General features: G+C 71.5%; 12 protein-coding genes and 1 rRNA gene. 3 read left to right on the top strand and 10 right to left on the bottom strand.

The annotated features are described in order from the left end of the window. Positions 1-4: 4 nt before the first annotated feature. The 3 genes from ACWEFB_RS04340 to ACWEFB_RS04330 form a co-directional block, all read right to left on the bottom strand. Positions 5-697: a lysophospholipid acyltransferase family protein gene (locus ACWEFB_RS04340; protein ID WP_326556228.1), complete on the bottom strand. Its 693-nt coding sequence runs from the start codon at positions 695-697 to the stop codon at positions 5-7. A 241-nt stretch (positions 698-938) separates the two neighbouring features. Continuing rightward, entirely contained in the window at positions 939-4103 is a 3165-nt protein-coding gene (gene ileS, locus ACWEFB_RS04335; RefSeq protein ID WP_452282141.1) for an isoleucine--tRNA ligase, read from the bottom strand. A 383-nt stretch (positions 4104-4486) separates the two neighbouring features. Further along, on the bottom strand, positions 4487-6052 hold the full coding sequence (locus ACWEFB_RS04330; protein ID WP_452282139.1) for an alkaline phosphatase D family protein: 1566 nt from the start codon (positions 6050-6052) through the stop codon (positions 4487-4489). Positions 6053-6134: 82 nt separating this feature from the next. On the opposite strand from ACWEFB_RS04330, the gene ACWEFB_RS04325 reads away from it, so the two are divergent. Then, the gene (locus ACWEFB_RS04325) at positions 6135-6728 is read left to right on the top strand and encodes a carboxymuconolactone decarboxylase family protein (protein ID WP_452282137.1); all 594 of its coding nucleotides are present in this window, start codon (positions 6135-6137) and stop codon (positions 6726-6728) included. Positions 6729-6993: 265 nt separating this feature from the next. On the opposite strand, the gene ACWEFB_RS04320 is transcribed toward ACWEFB_RS04325, so the two are convergent. The 3 genes from ACWEFB_RS04320 to ndk form a co-directional block, all read right to left on the bottom strand. Beyond that, positions 6994-9828 carry a DUF7824 domain-containing protein gene (locus ACWEFB_RS04320; protein ID WP_452282135.1) on the bottom strand — a complete coding sequence of 945 codons (2835 nt, stop codon included), beginning with the start codon at positions 9826-9828 and terminating at the stop codon, positions 6994-6996. After that, positions 9825-11177: an SWIM zinc finger family protein gene (locus tag ACWEFB_RS04315; protein ID WP_452282133.1), complete on the bottom strand. Its 1353-nt coding sequence runs from the start codon at positions 11175-11177 to the stop codon at positions 9825-9827. The genes ACWEFB_RS04320 and ACWEFB_RS04315 overlap by 4 nt, the downstream gene beginning before the upstream one ends. Positions 11178-11259: 82 nt before the next feature. Beyond that, positions 11260-11685: a nucleoside-diphosphate kinase gene (ndk, locus tag ACWEFB_RS04310; RefSeq protein ID WP_326556222.1), complete on the bottom strand. Its 426-nt coding sequence runs from the start codon at positions 11683-11685 to the stop codon at positions 11260-11262. A 154-nt stretch (positions 11686-11839) separates the two neighbouring features. On the opposite strand from ndk, the gene ACWEFB_RS04305 reads away from it, so the two are divergent. Beyond that, positions 11840-13393 (top strand): VOC family protein, encoded by a 1554-nt coding sequence (locus tag ACWEFB_RS04305; protein ID WP_452282131.1) that lies wholly within the window; start codon positions 11840-11842, stop codon positions 13391-13393. Positions 13394-13414: 21 nt separating this feature from the next. Here the strand turns inward: ACWEFB_RS04305 and ACWEFB_RS04300 are convergent, their stop codons facing one another. From ACWEFB_RS04300 to ACWEFB_RS04290, 3 genes are read right to left on the bottom strand one after another with little or no spacing between them, the layout of a single operon-like run. Then, positions 13415-13912 (bottom strand): DUF4233 domain-containing protein, encoded by a 498-nt coding sequence (locus ACWEFB_RS04300; RefSeq protein WP_452282129.1) that lies wholly within the window; start codon positions 13910-13912, stop codon positions 13415-13417. A gap of 12 nt (positions 13913-13924) precedes the next feature. Beyond that, a complete protein-coding gene (locus tag ACWEFB_RS04295; protein WP_452282761.1) occupies positions 13925-15196 on the bottom strand; it encodes a bifunctional folylpolyglutamate synthase/dihydrofolate synthase in 1272 nt (423 codons plus the stop codon). A 59-nt stretch (positions 15197-15255) separates the two neighbouring features. Next, positions 15256-17871, bottom strand: coding sequence for a valine--tRNA ligase (locus ACWEFB_RS04290; RefSeq protein WP_452282127.1), 2616 nt, complete (start codon positions 17869-17871; stop codon positions 15256-15258). A gap of 69 nt (positions 17872-17940) precedes the next feature. On the opposite strand from ACWEFB_RS04290, the gene ACWEFB_RS04285 reads away from it, so the two are divergent. Beyond that, the gene (locus tag ACWEFB_RS04285; protein ID WP_452282125.1) at positions 17941-18630 is read left to right on the top strand and encodes a hypothetical protein; all 690 of its coding nucleotides are present in this window, start codon (positions 17941-17943) and stop codon (positions 18628-18630) included. Positions 18631-18753: 123 nt separating this feature from the next. Here the strand turns inward: ACWEFB_RS04285 and rrf are convergent. Next, positions 18754-18848: ribosomal RNA gene (rrf, locus tag ACWEFB_RS04280) — 5S ribosomal RNA — on the bottom strand; the annotation flags it as partial.

Genomic DNA, 18848 nt, shown 5'->3' with positions numbered 1-18848 from the left:
GTGGTCAGCCGTCGGTGGGGTCGGAGGTCGGGCTCACCCGGGCCGGGGCGTACCGCGGCACGTACTCCTGGCCGGTGAGCCGTTGGATCTCGGCCATCAGCTCGTCGGTGACCTCGCGCAGCGTGGTGCGGTCGTCCTGCCGTCCGCTCACGTCGATCGGCTTGCCGAAACGCACCACGACGCCGCGGGCGTTGGGTCGGGGCACCCGGACCCCGATCGGCTGGACCCGGTCGGTCCCGATCATGCCGACCGGGATGATCGGCACCCCGGCCGCCATCGCCAGCCGGGCCGTGCCGGTACGCCCCCGGTAGAGGCGCCCGTCGGGCGACCGGGTGCCCTCGGGATAGATCGCGACCAGTTCGCCGCCGCGCAGCACCGGGATCGCCCCGTCGAAGGCCGAGAGGGCGGCCCGTCCGCCACCGCGTTCGACCCGGATCGCGCCCAGCCCGCCGATCACCGACCGGCTCAGCCAGCCCCGGAACCCGGTCCCGGTGAAGTACTCCGCCTTGGCCCAGAAGGAGATGTGCCGGGGCACCACCGAACCGAGGAAAAGCTCGTCGGCAACCGAGAGGTGGTTGCCCGCGATGATCGCGCCGCCGCTGGTCGGTACGTTCTCCAGCCCCTCGACCGTCGGCCGCCACACCAGGTTCATCGCGGTACCGACGGTGACTTTGCCGACGGTGTAGAGCAGCGGCACGCGGCCTCCCCTGGTCAGCGCCGGGCCCACCGGTCGCGACGGCCCTCGCCGCCGCACCGATGGTAGGCCAGAGTCGCTCCGACTTCAGCATCGCCAGCGTTCCATCTCACCAACCGCCGGCCAACCCCCTCCACGACCACCGCCATCGACGCCTCGCCCGGCTGCCGAGCGCGGTCGGACGGTGGTCGAGAAGGGCCCCTCCTCACCCAAAACGCGATGAGAAGGGGCCCTCCCGTTCGCCTCAGGAGCGTTGGACGGTCACCGCGACCGGCTCGCCCTCGCCGACCTCGCCGGTGAAGGCGCCCGGCAGTTCGCCGGTGGTCGCGTTGACCGTGATGAGGTCGGCGAGCACCTCGGCCGCGACGAAGTCGTGGTACGCCTCGACCGCCGCCGCCACCTCCGGGGACGCCGACAGGGCCACCCCGATCCGGTCCGACACGTCCAGGTCGGCCGCCCGACGGGCCTGCTGCACCACCCGTACGACGTCCCGGGCCAGTCCCTCGGCGGCGAGTTCGGCGGTGACCGTGGTGTCCAGCACCACCACCCCCTCGCCGCCCGGCAACGGTGCCGAGTGCTCGACGTCGGCGGCGACCAGGCGCAGCTCGTACTCGCCCTCCTGGAGGGTGACCCCGGCGGCGACCGGCGCACCGTCGACCAGCGACCAGTCGCCCGCCTTGACCGCCCTGATCACCGTCTGGACCTGCCCGCCGATGCGCGGCCCGAGTGCCCGGGGCACCACCGTCAGGACCTGCTCGCAGTAGCCGGCCAGTTCGGTGGTGAACAGGACCGTCTTGACGTTGACCTCGTCGGCGATCAGGTCGGCGAACGGCTCCAGGGCGTTCGCGTTCGAGCTGGCCACGGTCAGCGACGACAGCGGCAGGCGGACCCGCAGCCCCTTCGCCTTGCGCAGCGACAGCGCCACCGAGCAGACCGTACGGGCGTTGTCCATCGCGCTGACCAGGTCGTGGTCGGCCGGGAACTCGGCCGCGTCCGGCCAGTCGGTCAGGTGCACCGAGCGCTCGCCGGTCAACCCCCGCCAGATCTCCTCAGCGGTCAGCGGCGCCAGCGGCGCGACCACCCGGCAGAGCGTCTCCAGCACGGTGTAGAGGGTGTCGAACGCCTGCCGGTCGCCGGACCAGAACCGGTCCCGGGAACGGCGGACGTACCAGTTGGTGAGCGCGTCGAGGAACGACCGGACGGTGGCGCAGGCGCCGGAGATGTCGTACTCGTCGAGCTGGGTCTGCACGGTGCCAACCAGTTCGCCGGTCTTGGCCAGCACGTACCGGTCCAGCAGCCCGCCCCCTCCCGTGCCCGCCGATTCCGGCGCGACCCTCCTCGCCTCGTAGCCGTCGGCGTTGGCGTAGAGGGAGAAGAAGTACCAGACGTTCCAGAGCGGCAGCAGCACCTGACGTACGGCGTCCCGGATCCCGACCTCGGTCACCGGCATGTCACCGCCGCGCAGCACCGGCGAGGACATCAGCATCCAGCGCATCGCGTCCGACCCGTACGAGTCGAAGACGCCGTAGACGTCCGGGTAGTTGTTCAGGCTCTTGGACATCTTGCGCCCGTCGGCGCCCTGCAGGATGCCGTGCGCCAGGCAGTTACGGAACGCGGGCCGGTCGAACAGCGCTGTGGCCAGTACGTGCATGGTGTAGAACCAGCCGCGGGTCTGGCCGATGTACTCGACGATGAAGTCGCCCGGGTAGTGGTCCTCGAACCAGTCCCGGTTCTCGAACGGGTAGTGCACCTGGGCGAACGGCATCGACCCGGACTCGAACCAGCAGTCCAGGACCTCGGGCACCCGGCGCATCGTCGACTTCCCGGTCGGGTCGTCCGGGTTCGGGCGGACCAGGTCGTCGACCACCGGCCGGTGCAGGTCGGTGATCCGTACGCCGAAGTCCCGCTCGATCTCGTCCAGCGAGCCGTAGACGTCGACCCGGGGGTAGTTCGGGTCGTCGGACTTCCAGACCGGGATCGGCGACCCCCAGAACCGGTTACGGCTGATCGACCAGTCGCGGGCGTTCGCCAGCCACTTGCCGAACGACCCGTCCTTGACGTGCCCCGGCGTCCAGTTGATCTCCTGGTTCAGCTCGACCATCCGGTCCCGGAAGCGGGTCACCTCCACGAACCAGGACGACACCGCCTTGTAGATCAGCGGGGTGTCGCAGCGCCAGCAGTGCGGGTACGAGTGGGTGTACGTGTCCTGCCGCAGCACCACCCCCCGGTCCTTCAGCTCCCGGATCACCGGCTTGTTGACGTCGAAGACCTGCTCGCCCTGGTACGTCGGCACGAGCGCGGTGAACCGGGCGTGGTCGTCCACGGTGACGATGGTCGGGATGCCGGCGGCGTTGCAGGCGTTCTGGTCGTCCTCACCGAACGCCGGGGCGAGGTGGACCACACCGGTGCCGTCCTCGGTGGTGACGAACTCCGCCCCGAGCACCTGGAACGCGTTCGGTCCGGCCGGCTCGACCAGGAAGTCGTACAGCGGGGTGTAGCGGCGTCCGACCAGGTCACGGCCGTACACCGTGCCGACCTGGGTGTAACCCTCCAGCTCCTTGGCGTACGCACCGACCCGCACGGCGCCGACGATGTACCGCTGGCCGTCGCGCTCGAGTACGGCGTACTCGATGTCTGGGCCGACGGCGAGCGCCAGGTTGGACGGGAGCGTCCAGGGCGTGGTGGTCCAGACGCCGATCTTCTCGCCGGGTTGGCCGTCGGCGGTCGGGTCGAGCTGGAACCAGACGGTCAGCGTCGGGTCGTGCCGCTCCCGGTAGACGTCGTCCATCCGGGTCTCGGTGTTCGACAGCGGCGTCTCGCAGCGCATGCAGTACGCCAGGACCCGGAAACCCTCGTAGATCAGGCCCTTGCGGTGCAGGGTCTGGAAGGCCCACATGACGCTTTCCATGTAGTCCAGGTCGAGGGTCTTGTAGTCGTTGCCGAAGTCGACCCAGCGTGCCTGCCGGTTGACGTACCGCTCCCAGTCCTGGGTGTACTGCAGCACCGACGTACGGCAGACGTCGTTGAACTTCGCCACCCCGAGGTCGATGATCTCGGCCTTGGTGGTGATGCCGAGCTGCCGTTCGGCGACCACCTCGGCGGGCAGGCCGTGGGTGTCCCAGCCGAACCGCCGCTCGACCCGCCGGCCGCGCATGGTCTGGTAGCGCGGGACCACGTCCTTGACGTAGCCGGTGAAGAGGTGGCCGTAGTGCGGCAGGCCGTTGGCGAACGGCGGGCCGTCGTAGAAGACGTACTCGTTGGCGCCGTTGTCGCCGGCCGGTCGCTGCTCGACGCTCGCCTCGAACGTCTTGTCCGAGGTCCAGTGCTCCAGCACGCGGCGCTCGACCGCGGGCAGGTCGGGGCTCGCCGGTACGCCCGTGCCGTCGGACGCGTGCTTGGGATACGCCATCGGGGGTCGCTCTCCTCGGTGCAGCTCACTGTCAGTGGACTGCGAGGACGAGCCGAACGGTACGCCGGACAGCCGACGCGCCGCGGGACCCGCGGTACCACCCCGCTTGACGGCCAAGGATCGACCGCCCGCTCGTTCGTCGGCTGTGACGGGCCGGCCCCGTCCGGTTCTACTCCGCCGGCACCCCTCACGGGATCCCACCGTTTCTTCCGGAGGCTCCCCGGTGATAGCCAGATCATCGCCTGTCCCCCCACCCTACCCGCCCCACCCCCAACCCCGCCCCCGACTAACCCCACCCCCACCCACCCCCAGGGCGTTGATCATGAAGTTAGCAACACGGAACGATGATCGAACCGTCGCTAACTTCATGATCAACGCGCCGGTTAGCGGGGGGCGGGGAGGGTGGTGGACCAGAGGGAGTGGCCGTTGCGGTTGCGGAGGTGGACGGTGAGGGCCGCCGAGTGGGCGTTGATGGTGATCTCGCCGAAGTGTTGGAAGCCGTCGGCGGGCGAGGTGTTGGCCGCGGGCGGGGCGTTGACGAAGACCGCCTTGGGGCCGAACGTCCCGTCGAGGGCGTTCGGGCCGAATGCACCGGCGTGCGCGGGCCCGGAGACGAACTCCCAGAACGGGGTGAAGTCGCGCACCGCCGCCCGGGCCGGGTCGTAGTGGTGCGCCGCGGTGTAGTGGACGTCCGCGGTCACGAACACGATTCCGCGTACGCCGCCGCGGTGCGCTGCCCGGAGCACCTCGGCGAACTCCAGCTCACGCCCGGCGGGCAGCCCGTTGTCGCCCTGCGCCACCCCTTCCTGCGCGGTCGACCCGTCCGGTACGACCAGCCCGATCGGCAGGTCGTTGGCGATCACCTTCCAGGTCGCCCGGGACTGCTTCAGCTCCCGGATCAGCCACTCCCGCTGGGCCCGCCCGAGCAGCCCCCGGTTCGGGTCGGCGTACGTGTTGCCGTCGTTGGCGTCCTTGTACGTCCGCATGTCCAGTACGAACACGTCGAGCAGCGGCCCGTACGAGAGCTTCCGGTAGAGCCGCCCGTCGCCCGGGGTCGGCAACCACTCGTGGAACGCCTGCCGGGCCCGCCCGGCGAGCACGTCGACCCGCTTCTCGGTGTAGCGGTCGTCGGCGAGGATCTCCCCCGGGTACCAGTTGTTGGTCACCTCGTGGTCGTCCCACTGGTTGATCTGCGGCACCTCGGCGGCGAATGCCCGCAGGTGCTCGTCGAGCAGGTTGTACGCGAACTGCCCCCGGTACTCGGCCAGGGTCTCGGCGACCTTGCTCTTCTCCGGGGTGACCAGGTTGCGCCAGATCCGCCCGTCGGGCAGCGCCACCGTCTCGGCCAGCGGTCCGTCGGAGTAGACGGTGTCCCCGCTGCACAGGAAGAAGTCCGGCCGGACCGCCCGCATCGACTCGAAGATCTTCATGCCACCGAAGTCGGACGCGATGCCCCAGCCCTGGCCGACGATGTCACCGGTCCAGACGAACCGCAGGTCCGCCCGGCGCCCCGACCCCGGAGCGGTACGCAGCGACCCGACCAGCGGCTCGCTGAGCAGGCCGGGCCGGTCCAGGCTCTCCACCCGTACCCGGTAGTGCAGCCGTTCGCCGCCGGGCAGGTCACGCAGGCGTACCTTGCCGGTGAAGTCGCCGGACGGGGCCAGCAGCGGCCCGCGGATCCGGCGGGCCCCACGGAAGTCGGGCCGGCGGCTGACCTCGACGTGCAGTCGACCGGCCCGGTCCGCCCGGGTCCAGACCACCGCGGAGTCGGCGGTGGCGTCGCCGCTCTGGACGCCGTGGGTGAGCACCGGTCGCCCGCTGGGCCGCCAGGCCGGGGCGGCGGGTCCGCCGGCGGACGCGCCGGCCGCGCCGAGCAGCGCTCCGCCGGCGAGTCCGGCGCCGCTGACCAGTCCGGCGCGCAACAGGGTACGTCGATCGAGTGAGGTCATTCGATTCCTCCACGGTCGGTGGGGCGTTGACCAGGGTTGTCTATCGACCGGAGGTGGCTCCTCCACGCGGTGGAGGTGACCGATGTCCGAACTGGATACGAACGACCGGATGATCCGGATCACACCCCGGTCCCGTCACGTCCCCGCCGACCCGCCCGTCCACGAGACGCAACCGGAAGCGGTGCCGTACGGCGGTCAACGGGCCGGCGACGGCGGATCGAGGAGGTGCGGAGTGCAGCAGCGGATGGATATCGGGCGGGTGGCGCCGGAGGCGTACCGGGCGGTGGCCGGACTGGAGGGCTATGTCCAGAAGAACGTCGACCACACCGTGTTGGAGCTGGTCAAGCTCAGGGCGTCGATGATCAACGGGTGCGCGTTCTGCGTCGACATGCACAGTCGGGACGCGCTGGCGGCGGGCGAGTCGAGTCGGCGGCTGTTCGCGGTCTCCGCCTGGCGGGAGTCATCCCTCTTCGACGAGCGGGAGCGTGCCGCCCTGGCCCTCACCGACGAGGTGACCAGGTTGGGCGAGCACGGTGTCTCGGACGAGGTCTGGGACGGGGCGGCCAAGGTGTGGTCGGAGAAGGAACTCGCCGACCTGGTGGTCGCGATCGCCACCATCAACGTGTGGAACCGGGTCGCGGTGACCGTCCACGCCCAGACACCGACCGAGGTCTGAACAAGGCCCGACCGAGGGCTGAACAGGCCCGACCCGAGGCCTGACCGGAGCGCGGCCGGGTCGGCCGGATGGTCCCCTCGCACCACTCATCACCATCCAGCTCGACCCGGCCGGCCGTTCCCGGCGGTCGCCACCCGCCCCTGGCCGTGGCCACCTCCCCCGGCCTGTCGCCACCCTGCCCCGCTGTCGCCACCCTGCCCGCTGTCGCCACCCGCCCTCGGCCTGTCGCTACCCTGCCCCGCTGTCGCCAGCCGCCCCGCTGTCGCTACCCGGCGAGCACCCGGTCGAGGCGCCGGGCCTCGGTCACCAGCCGACCGCTGCCGCCGCGCGCGGAGATCCCCGCCAGGGCGGCCCGCAGCGCCCCGGGTTCGGCCTGGTGCGCCTCGCCGCCCACACTCCCGGTCCCACTCGTGCCGCCGCTCGCGCCCGTGCCGCCGCTCGTGCTCGTCGCGTTGCTCCCGCTCGTGACACCGCTCGTGCTCACGGTGGGGGTGGCGGTCGCGGTCTGGGCGCCGAGGGCGAGCAGGTCCGGTCCGCCGCGGGGAGTGGCGGCCAGCACCGCCGGCAGGGCCGCCTCGATCGCGGCCCACACATCCGCCCGAGCACCGGCCCGAGCGGCCTCGGCCAGGCCCGCCACCACCCGGGTCAGCTTGATCGTGCCGTCGGCGGCCAGCGCTCCGAGCTCCCGGCCGAGCGCCGCCCCGTCGAGGTCCCCGACGGCGGCCAGGGCGAGGAAGGCGTCGACCCCGGCGACCCGGTCCGCCTCGTGCCGCGCCGCCAGCGTGTACGCCAACGCCAGCGCGACCGCCGGGCCGACCGGGCCGGCGGACTCGGCGAGCAGCGGCAACAGTTCGGCTCCCCGCTGGTCGCAGTCGGCCAACCCGGCGAAGGCGGGCAGCGCCCAGGCCGCGATCACCTCGCGATGGTTGGGCAGCACCCCCGGCCAGAGCTGGTACTCCGGGTCACTCTGCTTGATCTCCGGCCGGTCGGCCGGATCGAGTTCGAACATCTCCTGGGCGAACGGCCCGTAGTCCACCGCCCCGGGCCGCAGCCCGACCACCACCCGACGCTCGGGCAGATGGCTCAACTCCCAGTGGTCGAAGCGCCGCAGCGGCGGCCGCCGCTGGTCCACCCTGACCGATCCCGGCTGCGGTGCCCCGCCGTCGGTGAGCCACCGGGACAGCCGCACACCGGCAGGCGTTCGTAGCCCGGCGGCCCGGCTCAGCGCGTCGCCGTCGATCTCGCGGGGCAGCCGCAGCAGGGCCTGCTCCAGGTCGAACCGCCACGGCTGCCAACCCGCCCGCTCGGCTTCCGCGAGCCGTTGCACCAACACCGTCGCGTCGAGCTGACCGTTGGCCCGGGTCGGTGTCGACACCAGCATCGGGATCGGCCTGTGCCGGGTGTAGACCGCCGTCTCGGCGATCCGGAGGGCGAGTGCCTGCTGCGGCCCCGGCCCGTACCCGGTGACCGGCAGGTCGGCCGGTGGACCGCCGAGCGCCGCCCGGACCATGCCGACCCCGCGCTCCCAGCCGGAGAGCCTGTTCCCGGGGCGTACGGCGGCTCGGATCACCTCACCGAGCAGTTGCCGCAGCCGGGGGCTGCCCCACCAGGTCTGCCCCGGCCGGAACTGCACCTCGTACCGGTCGAGGATCGGCACGAGCGCGTCACGCAGCAGCACCGGATCGTCGGCGTGACAGGCGACGATTCCGGCGAGCACCCGCTCCCAGCCGACCATCGAACCCTCGTCGTGCAGCAGCGCACCGATCTCCTCGGCCAGTTCGGCGACCCCCGTCACCGGCGGCGGCATGGGTGCCACCGACGGCATCGGCACCAGCGCCCACCCGGTCCGTACGTCGACGGCCACCGCCGCCACCGGCTCCCCGAGTACGGCGGCAGCCCGCCCCGGCAGGTCGCCCGCCAGTACGCCGGCCAGCTCGGCGAGCCGGGCGCGTACCGGCGGCTCGGTCCGGGCGATGTGCCGGAGCACGATGGTCAACGCCCGCTCCTGCACGTCGAGGGCGTCGTGTCCGAAGGCGACCGCGACCGTCTCCAGCACCTCGCCGACCCGGTCCGGGTTGCGTTTGGCGACCCGGTCCAGCCAGCTCAACTGTGCCTTGACCAGCAATTTCTCCGGGCGGGCGAGGAGTTGACGGCTGCCCTGCAACAGGGTGTCGAGTTCCAGCCGGCCGTTGTCCTCCAGCCGGCGCAGGGCCCGCTGGGCGAGCCCGGCGACGGTGGAGTGGGCGTCCGGCAGCAGTCGGACGTAGCGGACGACCCGTGCGGTCAGCTCGGCCTCGGTCGGTGCCAGTTCGTCGTGCAGGACCACGAAGGCGCGCAGGGCGGACACCCTGTCCCCGCGCAGGAACCGTCCCAGTACGCCGTCGAGCAGCACCGTCCGGTCGACGCGTCCCTCGGCGGCGAGCGCCACCAGCACGTGCGGCACCGCCGGCCGGTGGTCCCAGCGTCGTTCCTCCTGGTGCCAGCTGCTGCGGGCCAGTTCGACGCCGAGCCCGTCCACCTCGAACATCCGGGGCAGCAGGGCGTCGAGGTACGGGTCGACCCGCAGCCGTTCGAGCAGCGGCTGGCGCTCGTCCTTCGGCTGCCACGCCTGGAGGTGTGCGAACCATCCCCGGACGAACGCGTCGTCGGTGGGCGGGGCGACGCCGGCCTCGGTGAGCAGTCCGGCGACCAGCCTCCACTGTCCGTCCCGCCCCTCACGGGGGAGTTTGGCGGCGAGCCGTCGGGCGAGGTCCCCCAGCCACTGCAGGTCCCGGGCGCGGGACATCTCGATCAGTTCGCCGAGCGGGATGTCGCCCCACCGGTCGCGCACGTCCCGACGGGTGAGCAGGGCCGAGGTCCGGGCGGCCGACGGCAGGCAACCGAGGGCGGCGACCGCCACCGCGGCGGCCCGGTCGCGGTTGCTCCACCAGCGCTCGGGCGGCAGACCCTTGACGTACGCCTCCAGCTCCGGGCCGAACGTCCGGCGCTGCTCCTCGGTCCCGCCGCGCAGCAGCTTGCCGATCACCTCGACCTTGCCCAGGTCGATCGCCTGCCGCAGGTCGGGCCAGTTCAGCTCGGGCTCCCGGTGGATGACACTCACGCCCACACCTCGGCCGGTTCGGTGGCGGCGGTGGTGACCAGCCGAACCGCGAGCGCGTGTTTGCACGGCCCCCGGCCGCCCCGGTACTTCGCCCACCAGGGACAGGTGCAGGACGACGCCGCCCCGGTCCACCGGACCCGGTACGTCTCCTCCCCGCTGCGTACGGTCGCCAGGTCGCCGTCGACGGTCACGCAACCCGCGTCGACCAGGGCCCGCGCGCCGACCAGCCGGGGGTTCATCCGCTCGGCGGCGGCCCCGTCGTACGGCAGCACCCGGTGGAAGTAGCCCGCCTCCGCCACGTCGTAGCCGACCCGTCCGGCGGTGCCGAGCTGGGTCAACGCGGCGCGTACCCGGTCGACGGGGAGGCCGGCGGCGGCGGCCAGCGCACCGACGTCGATCGTCGGGTCCCAGGAGAGCAGCGCGCTGACCAGGTCGGCGTCGTCGCAGACCTCGTCTCCGGCGAGCGCGGCGAGGACCGCCCCCTCACCGGAGAAGCCGCGGTGCGGTTCGGGTGACAGGGTCAGCGACAGTCGCAGTGCCGGTGTGCTCAGCTCCCAGGTGCTGGCGACCGGCCCGCTGCCCGTCCGGACCGCCGGCCCGTAGACCCGCAGCCCGGTGGCGAACCGCAGGAACGGCCGCAGCGCCACCAGTCGACCGGCTCCGGGCAGGCAGACCGCGCCCGGCACCGCGCGGGAGGTCAGCCGCAGGGTCCGCCCGGCCGGCACCACCCACAGCACCGAACGGTCCGATCCGCTGGGCAGGCGGCGCAGGAACGCGGTCGCCTCGGCGCCGCTGACCTCGACCCGCGGCTCGAACGGGGCGGTGATGACCTGCGCCTCGGCGAAGCCGCGCAGCCACCGGGTGGGCAGCGGCACCTTCCGTTCGACGAGTGGCCCGTCGTCGATGGTGGTGACGGTGAGGTCGTCCGGCCCGACGGCGACGTGCATCGGGTCGTTGTCGCCGATGCCGGCCAGCGCCTGGCGCAGCGGTGGGTTGACGTCGACGTTGGTGGTGCCGTGGGTGGTGATCTGACCGTCGAGCCCGGCCGGCAGCACGTCGAGCCGGGCGTAGACCCCGCAGCAGCCGGAGAACGACTCGAACCGCAGCCGGTCCAGCCCACCGGTGACGACCGGGTCGAGGCTGGCGGGGCTGACCGGCTGGTAGTAACGGGTCCTGGCCACCTCGGCGACCGCGAGCAGGCCCACCGCGGCCGGCTCGGGGGTGGTCAGGAAGCCGTGGAAAAACCTCGGGTGGGCCGAGGGCCCACCCGAGGTCTGGAGGGTCAGTTGCCGGTCGTCGGGGGTGAGACCGGAGGGGCGCAGATATGAGTACGTCGCCAGCGTGGCCATGCCGGAGAAACTAGCCGCCCGGTACGACAACCGAACGCGTTCGCCACCCCTTTTGTCCGCCTCGACGACACCAACCCGAAGGTCAGCCCAGTACGGGGAACCAGAGCCCGATTTCGCGCTTGGCGCTGTCGACGGAATCGGAGGCGTGCACCAGGTTCTCCCGGTTGGACAGGGAGAGGTCGCCGCGGATCGTGCCGGCCACCGCCTTGCGGCCGTCGGTGGCACCGACCAGCCCGCGTACCACCTCGATCACCTGGTCGCCGGAGAGCACCAGCGCGACCAGCGGACCGCCGGTCATGAAGTCCTTCAGCGGCGGGTAGAACGGCTTCTCGACGTGCTCGGCGTAGTGCTGGTCGGCGAACTCGCCGTCGATCGTGCGCAGCTCCAGCGCGTCGATAGCGAGGCCCTTGCGCTCGAACCGCGAGATGATCTCGCCGACCAGGCCGCGGCGAACCGCGTCGGGCTTGATCAGAACGAGAGTGCGCTCGTCCTGGCTGCTGGTGGACACGCTGTTTTCCTCCTGAGCGGGACCGGGTACGGCTGGACCAAGGTCAGCCTAGCGAGCCGGCCGGTGGCTCCCGACGCCGGCCACGTCTCACGGCCCCGCTCTTTCCAATCCTGGCGGATCGGGCCTAGCCTGGCCTTAACCAGGGAGGTCCACTGTGGCAGACGGTGTTCGTCGATCGGTCGCGCCCGTGCGCAAGCTCGTCGCCGGAGTGCTGGGCACCTTCGCCACCTTTGTCATCCTCTTCGGCTGCGGGATGCCCAGTTGGGCGATCGTCGCCCTCGGGGTGGCCCTGCTGGTGCTCGCCGTCGGGCTCGGCCTGGTGACCACCGTACGCAGTGGTGCCCGCGCCTGGGTCTCCGGCATCGCGCACGTACACAGCGTGTCGGAGCCGCCCGCTTCGTCGGTGTTCGGCCGGTGCGAGTTGCAGATCGTGCTGGATGCGCCGGGCCTGCCGCCCCGGTCGATCCGGGTCCGGGATCCGAGGGTGCCGGTGACCAAGTGGCCGGCACCGGGTACCGCCCTACCGATCATGGTCGCGATCGACGACCCCCGGCACGTACGGATCCTCTGGGACGAGGTGCCCACCCACGCGGAGGCCGCCGAGCGGATGGACCTGCCGCCGGAGTTCGACGAGAACCTCGACCCGCTCGGCGACGACGTGCTGATCGAGGAGGACGTCCCGCCGTGGGTACGCCGAGGGGCCGGCGACGGCTACCGGACGCCCTCGCCGGGCGGTGGCCCGGTCATCGCGGACCTCGACGACGATCTGCGCGACCTGCGGGAGGAACCGGTGGTGGTGCACCACACGCCGGGCGGGACCATCGTGCTGGAGGGTCACCTGGTCGAGCCGCCGGCCGCGGTGCCGCTTCCGCGCCGGGCGAAGCCGACCCCCGGCCCGACCCGGCGCACCGGCGGCGCCGGTGGCGGCGACCCGTACCCCGACGCACCGCCGTACCACGAGCCCACGGACCGGTTGGACACCGACTTCCGCGACCGCTACCCCGACGACCGGATCGAGGACCGCGTCGACGAGCGGACCGAGGACCGGGTCGACGAGCGTTACGACGACGTTGACGCTGACGACGACAACCGCGGCGACGATCACCGGCCCCACCCGTACCCGGCCGCGTCCGGGCCGGTGGTGGCCGCTTCCGGACCGGTACGCCCAGCGGACGACATCGACCTCGACCTGGACTTCGACGACCCGGTGGCGCCCCGGGACCGTTCACCGGATGCCGAGGCGTCCGACGATCGACCCGAGCCCGCCGATGACGCCGACCTGCTCGCCGGGCTGGTCACCACACCACCGAGCGCCGAGGTCGGCGGCGGGGGCCCGATCCACGGGGTCGGCATCACCCTGCTCGTCACCGACCTCGACCGGTCGGTGACCTTCTACCGGGACATGCTCGGCTTCTTCGAGATCGACGGCGGCGACGGCAACGCCGTACTCGCCTCGGGCGCGACCCGGATCGTGCTGCGGGCCATCCCGGACGTCGCACCGATCAACCGCCGCCTGGTCCACCTGAACCTCGAGGTCGGTGACGTCGAGGCGGTGTACGAGGACCTTCGGGCCAAGGGGGTGCGGTTCACCTACGCGCCGAGGGCGGTCAACCGGGGCGCGAAGCTGGAACTGTGGGCGGCGGCGTTCCGCGACCCGGACGGGCACGGCATCGCACTGACCCAGTGGCGCGGTCGCACGGCGGCCTGACCGGTCCGGTGCCGGGTCCGATCAACCCAGGATCGTCCGGCGTACGTGCAACACGTACGCCCAGACCAGGGCGAAGATGAGCCCGAGCACGCCCAGCGACCAGTGCAGGAAGCTGGACAGCAGCAGCAGTCCCTGCAGGACGGTTGCCGCGTGCCAGGCCCACGCTCGGGCCAGCATGCCGCTGAGCAGCACCGCGACCACTGCCAGCGCGACGATGGTCCAGATCGCGGTGCCGCTCAGGTCACCGCCGACGATTCTGATCGGCTGGATGGCCAGCAGCAGCACCAGCATCTCGATGACCAGGGTGCCGGCACCGAGGCCGCGTACCGCCCGGACCGGGTTGCGCAGTCCCGACGGCCGCTCCGCCGCCCCCGCGACCGCTGCCGGCTCGACCCCTCCCGGTTGGACCGCTGCCGATTCGACCCTTCCCGGTTGGACCGCTGCCGGTTCGACCGCTGCCGGTTCGACCGTCGCCGTCCCGGCCAGTTCCGGTTCGCCCGCTTCCCGTTCCGGTGTCATCGTTCCTCCGGTTCATCGCTTCAGTAGCCGCCGCGCGTCGGCCACGGTGACCACGGATCCGGTGACGAGTACCCCGACACCGCTCAGCTCGGCCTCGGGGTTCGATTCGGCGAGTTCCACGGCCAGCTCGATCGCGTCCGGCATGTCCTCCGCCGTCGCGACCCGTTCCGGACCGAAGATCTCCTCGGCCAGCTCCGCCAGTTGCTCGACCGGCATCGCCCGGGGTGACGTGTTGCGGGTGACCACGACCGTGTCGACCACCGGTTCGAGGAGTTCCAGCAGCCCGGACGCGTCCTTGTCGGCGAGTACGCCGAGCACCGCGACCAGCCGGCTGAACGCGAACTCCTCCTGGAGCGTGTTGACGGTGGCGGCCATCCCGTGCGGGTTGTGCGCACCGTCGAGCAGGATCGTCGGGGCGGACCGGACCCGTTCCAGCCGGCCGGGCGAGCTGGCCTCGGCGAAGCCCTCGCGGACCGCGTCGATGTCGAGCTGCCGGTCGGCACCGGCGCCGAGGAACGCCTCCACGGCGGCGAGCGCGACGGCGGCGTTCTGCGCCTGGTGCGCGCCGTGCAGCGGGATGAAGATCTCGTCGTAGACGCCGCCGAGCCCCTGGATGGCCAGCACCTGGCCGCCCACCGCCACGTCCCGCCGTACCACGCCGAACTCGCTGCCCTCGCGGGCGATGGTGGCACCAACCTCGGCGACCCGCTCCAGCAGGGGCCGGGCGGCCTCCTCCGTCTGGTTCGCCGTGATCACCGTGGCGCCCTTGTGGATGATGCCGGACTTGGCCAGCGCGATGTCCTCGATCGTGTCGCCGAGCCACTCGGTGTGGTCGAGCCCGATCGGGGTGATCACGGCTACGCCAGCGCCGAGGACGTTGGTGGAGTCGTCCGCCCCGCCGAGACCGACCTCGACCACGGCCACGTCCACCGGCGCGTCGGCGAAGATCGCGAACGCCAGCGCGGTGGTCATGTCGAAGTACGTCAGCGGCTCGCTGGCCTTCACGTCGACCAGTCGGGCCAGCGGCAGCACCTCCCGGTACGCGGCCACGAACCGTGACTCGCTGACCGGCTCCCCGTCCAGGCTGATCCGCTCCCGGACGGTCTCCAGGTGCGGGCTGGTGTAACGCCCGGTGTGCAGCCCGAACGCCCGCAACAACCCGTCGATCATGCGGGCGGTGGAGGTCTTGCCGTTCGTGCCGGTCAGATGGATCGACGGGTACGCCCGCTGCGGGCTGCCGAGCAGGTCGAGCAGTTGCTCGATCCGGCCCAGGTCAAACACCATCCGGGTGAAGCCGCGCGCCTCCAGTTCGGCGTCCACCTGGTTGAACTCGTTACGGTCGCTCACGCGAGTGCCTCCAGCGCGGCGGCGATCCGGGCCAGGTCGGCCTCGGCGACGGCCAGCCGATCCTTGATCTTGTTGACCACCGGTTCCGGTGCCTTGTCCACGAAGGCCGGGTTGCCGAGCTTCGCCCGGGCCTGGGCGGCTTCCTTCTCCGCCGCCGCCCGGTCCTTCTCCAGCCGGGCCCGTTCGGCCGCCAGGTCGATCGAGCCGCGGGTGTCCAGGGCCACGTTCACCCCACCGGCGACGGCCAGGGTCGCGCTGGCCGAGAAGTCCGGTCCACCGTCCTCCAGCCGCACCAGCGAACGGATCAGGGGCTCGTGCCCGACGATGCCCGCCTCGGCCAGCCCGTCGAGCCGGGCGGCGACCCGCTGGGCCGGGCGCAGCCCCTGGTCGGAACGGAACCGGCGGATCTCGGTCACCACCCGCTGCAGCATGACCAGCTCGGCCTCGGCCGCGTCGTCGACCAGCGTCGGCTCGGTCACCGGCCAGTCGGCGGTCTGGATCGTCTCCCGACCGGTCAACGCGATCCACAGTTCGTCGGTGACGAACGGCGCGATCGGGTGCAACAGGCGCAACACCTGATCGAGTACGTGCCCCAGCACCCGACGGGTGACCGCGGCCGGCTCACCCCCGGCGGCCAGCACCGGCTTCGCCAGCTCGACGTACCAGTCACAGACGTCGTCCCAGGCGAAGTGGTAGAGGGTGTCACAGATCTTGGCGAACTCGTACGCCTCGAACTGCTCGTCGACCTCGGCGACCACGTGCTGCAACCGGGACAGGATCCACCGGTCGACCGGGGAGAGTTGGCCCGGCTCCGGCAGCGGTCCCTCGACGTTCGCCCCGTTGATCAGGGCGAACCGGGTCGCGTTCCAGAGCTTGTTGCAGAAGTTGCGGGACCCCTGGCACCAGTCCTCGCTGACCGGGACGTCCGCACCCGGGTTGGCGCCCCGGGCCAGGGTGAACCGGGTCGCGTCGGCGCCGAACCGCTCGATCCAGTCCAGCGGGTCGATCACGTTCCCGAACGACTTCGACATCTTCTTGCCGTACTGGTCACGGACCATGCCGTGCAGCGCGATGACCTCGAACGGCGGCTTGCCGTCCATCACGTACAGGCCGAACATCATCATCCGGGCGACCCAGAAGAAGAGGATGTCGTAGCCGGTGACCAGGACGCTGGTCGGGTAGAACTTCTCCAGGTCGGCGGTCCGCTCCGGCCAGCCGAGGGTGGAGAACGGCCACTGGCCGCTGGAGAACCAGGTGTCGAGTACGTCCTCGTCCTGCCGCCAGCCCGGCCCCGTCGGCGGTTGCTCGTCCGGCCCGACGCAGACGACCTCGCCGTCCGGGCCGTACCAGACCGGGATCCGGTGGCCCCACCAGAGCTGGCGGGAGATGCACCAGTCGTGCATGTTGTCGACCCAGGCGAAGTAGCGCTTGGACAACTCGGCCGGCTCGATCCGGACCCGCCCGTCCCGGACCGCGTCACCGGCTGCCTGCGCCAGCGGGGTCGTGTTGACGAACCACTGCAGGGAGAGCCGGGGCTCCACCGTCGTACGGCACCGCGAACAGTGCCCCACCGCGTGCACGTACGGCCGCTTCTCCGCCACGATCCGGCCGTCCTCGCGCAGCGCGGCGACGATCGCCGGCCGGGCCTCGAACCGGTCCAGACCCTCGAACGGCCCGGCAGCGGTGATCACACCGCGCTCGTCCATGATCGTGAGCGAGGGCAGTTGGTGCCGCTGGCCGATCTCGAAGTCGTTGGGGTCGTGCGCCGGGGTCACCTTCACCATGCCGGTGCCGAACGTCGGGTCGACGTGCTCGTCGCCGACAATCGGGATCATCCGGCCGGTGAGCGGCACCTCGACCTCGGTCCCGATCAGGTGCCGGTACCGCTCGTCCTCCGGGTGTACGGCAACCGCGGTGTCACCCAGCATCGTCTCGGCCCGGGTGGTGGCGACCACCACGTCGTCGCTGTACCGGATCGAGACCAGTTCGCCGTCGTCGTCGGTGTGCTCGACCTCGATGTCCGACAGGGCGGTGAGGCAGCGCGGGCACCAGTTGATGATGCGCTCGGCACGGTAGATCAGGCCGTCGTCGTACAGCCGCTTGAACATCGTCTGTACGGCCCGCGAGAGACCCTCGTCCATGGTGAAACGCTCGCGTTCCCAGTCGACCGAGTCGCCGAGCCGGCGCATCTGGCCGAGGATCGCCCCACCGGATTCGGCCTTCCACTGCCAGACCCGTTCGACGAACTTCTCCCGACCCAGGTCGTGCCGGGACAGGCCCTGGGCGGCGAGCTGCCGCTCGACCACGTTCTGGGTGGCGATGCCGGCGTGGTCCATGCCCGGCAACCAGAGCGCTTCGAAGCCCTGCATCCGCTTGCGCCGGATGAGGGCGTCCTGCACCGTGTGGTCCAGGGCGTGGCCCATGTGCAGGGAGCCGGTCACGTTCGGCGGCGGGATGACGATGGTGAACGGCGGCTTGTCGCTGTCGGCCGACGCCCGGAAGTGGCCGGCGGCTACCCACTGCTCGTACCGTCGCTGCTCTACCTCGCTCGGCTGGTACTGCGCGGGCAGGGACGGGACGGCCGTACGTTGGGTATCCAGTGTCTCGGTCACCCTGAAAGTCTACGGAGGCCCCGACCGGGACCGACGTGGACCACCTCCGCTTGGGCTACGGTGTCGGTCATGTCCGACGCGAACCTCTCCGATCGCCCTTCGGCCACCGATCCGGTGCCGGTAGACGTCACCCCGGAGCCGTACGACATCACTCCCGGTTTCGGTTTCGATGACGATCCGGAGGAGGAGCGGTCGGGCCCGCCGTCCCGCCGTCGGCTGATCGCACTCGGGGCTGCACTGCTTGTCGGGGTGGCCGGCGCGGCGGTGCTGGGCACCCTGGGTTGGCGGGTCGCACAGGAGAAGGACGCCACCCTGGCCACTCCCGACCAGGTTGCCGGCCTCACCCTGGACGGCAGCGACCGGGCGAGGACCACCGCGGACTATCTGCGCAACGGGTTCCTCGCCGACATCGAGGTCGACCAGAGCATCGCAGCCGTGTACGCCGACCCGGCCCGGCCCGAGCGGTCGGTCCTGCTCTTCGGCGGTACGACGTTGATGTGGCAGCCGGAACAGGATCTGGACCGCCTGTTCAAGCTGGTGGCGGACGACTCCGGTCGGATCGACGAGCTGCGCGAACTGCCGGCCGGTGAACTCGGCGGGGTGCTCAAGTGCGGCACCAGCCACCAGGGCGACGCGTTGACCGTCTGTGGTTGGGCGGACCACGGCAGCGTCGCGTTGGCGATGTTCCCCGGCCGTACGGCCGACGAGGCGGCACCCCTGATGTTGCAGATCCGCTCCGAGGTACAGACCAGAGACTGACCCGAAGGTCGTCGGGTGCGGTGTCTTTCCCCGTGCCCGGCGCCGATCAATCAGGCCCGGAATGCAATCAGGCCCGGAATGCAAGTTAGGGCCACCCCGAAGGGTGGCCCTAACTCAAAAGAAGTCCGGCGGCGTCCTACTCTCCCACACCCTCCCGAGTGCAGTACCATCGGCGCTGGAGGGCTTAGCTTCCGGGTTCGGAATGTAACCGGGCGTTT

The sequence above is a fragment of the Micromonospora sp. NPDC004704 genome (assembly GCF_053601675.1).
The sequence above is the reverse complement of the archived record's forward strand: the minus strand, read 5'-3'. Positions and strand labels throughout refer to the sequence as shown.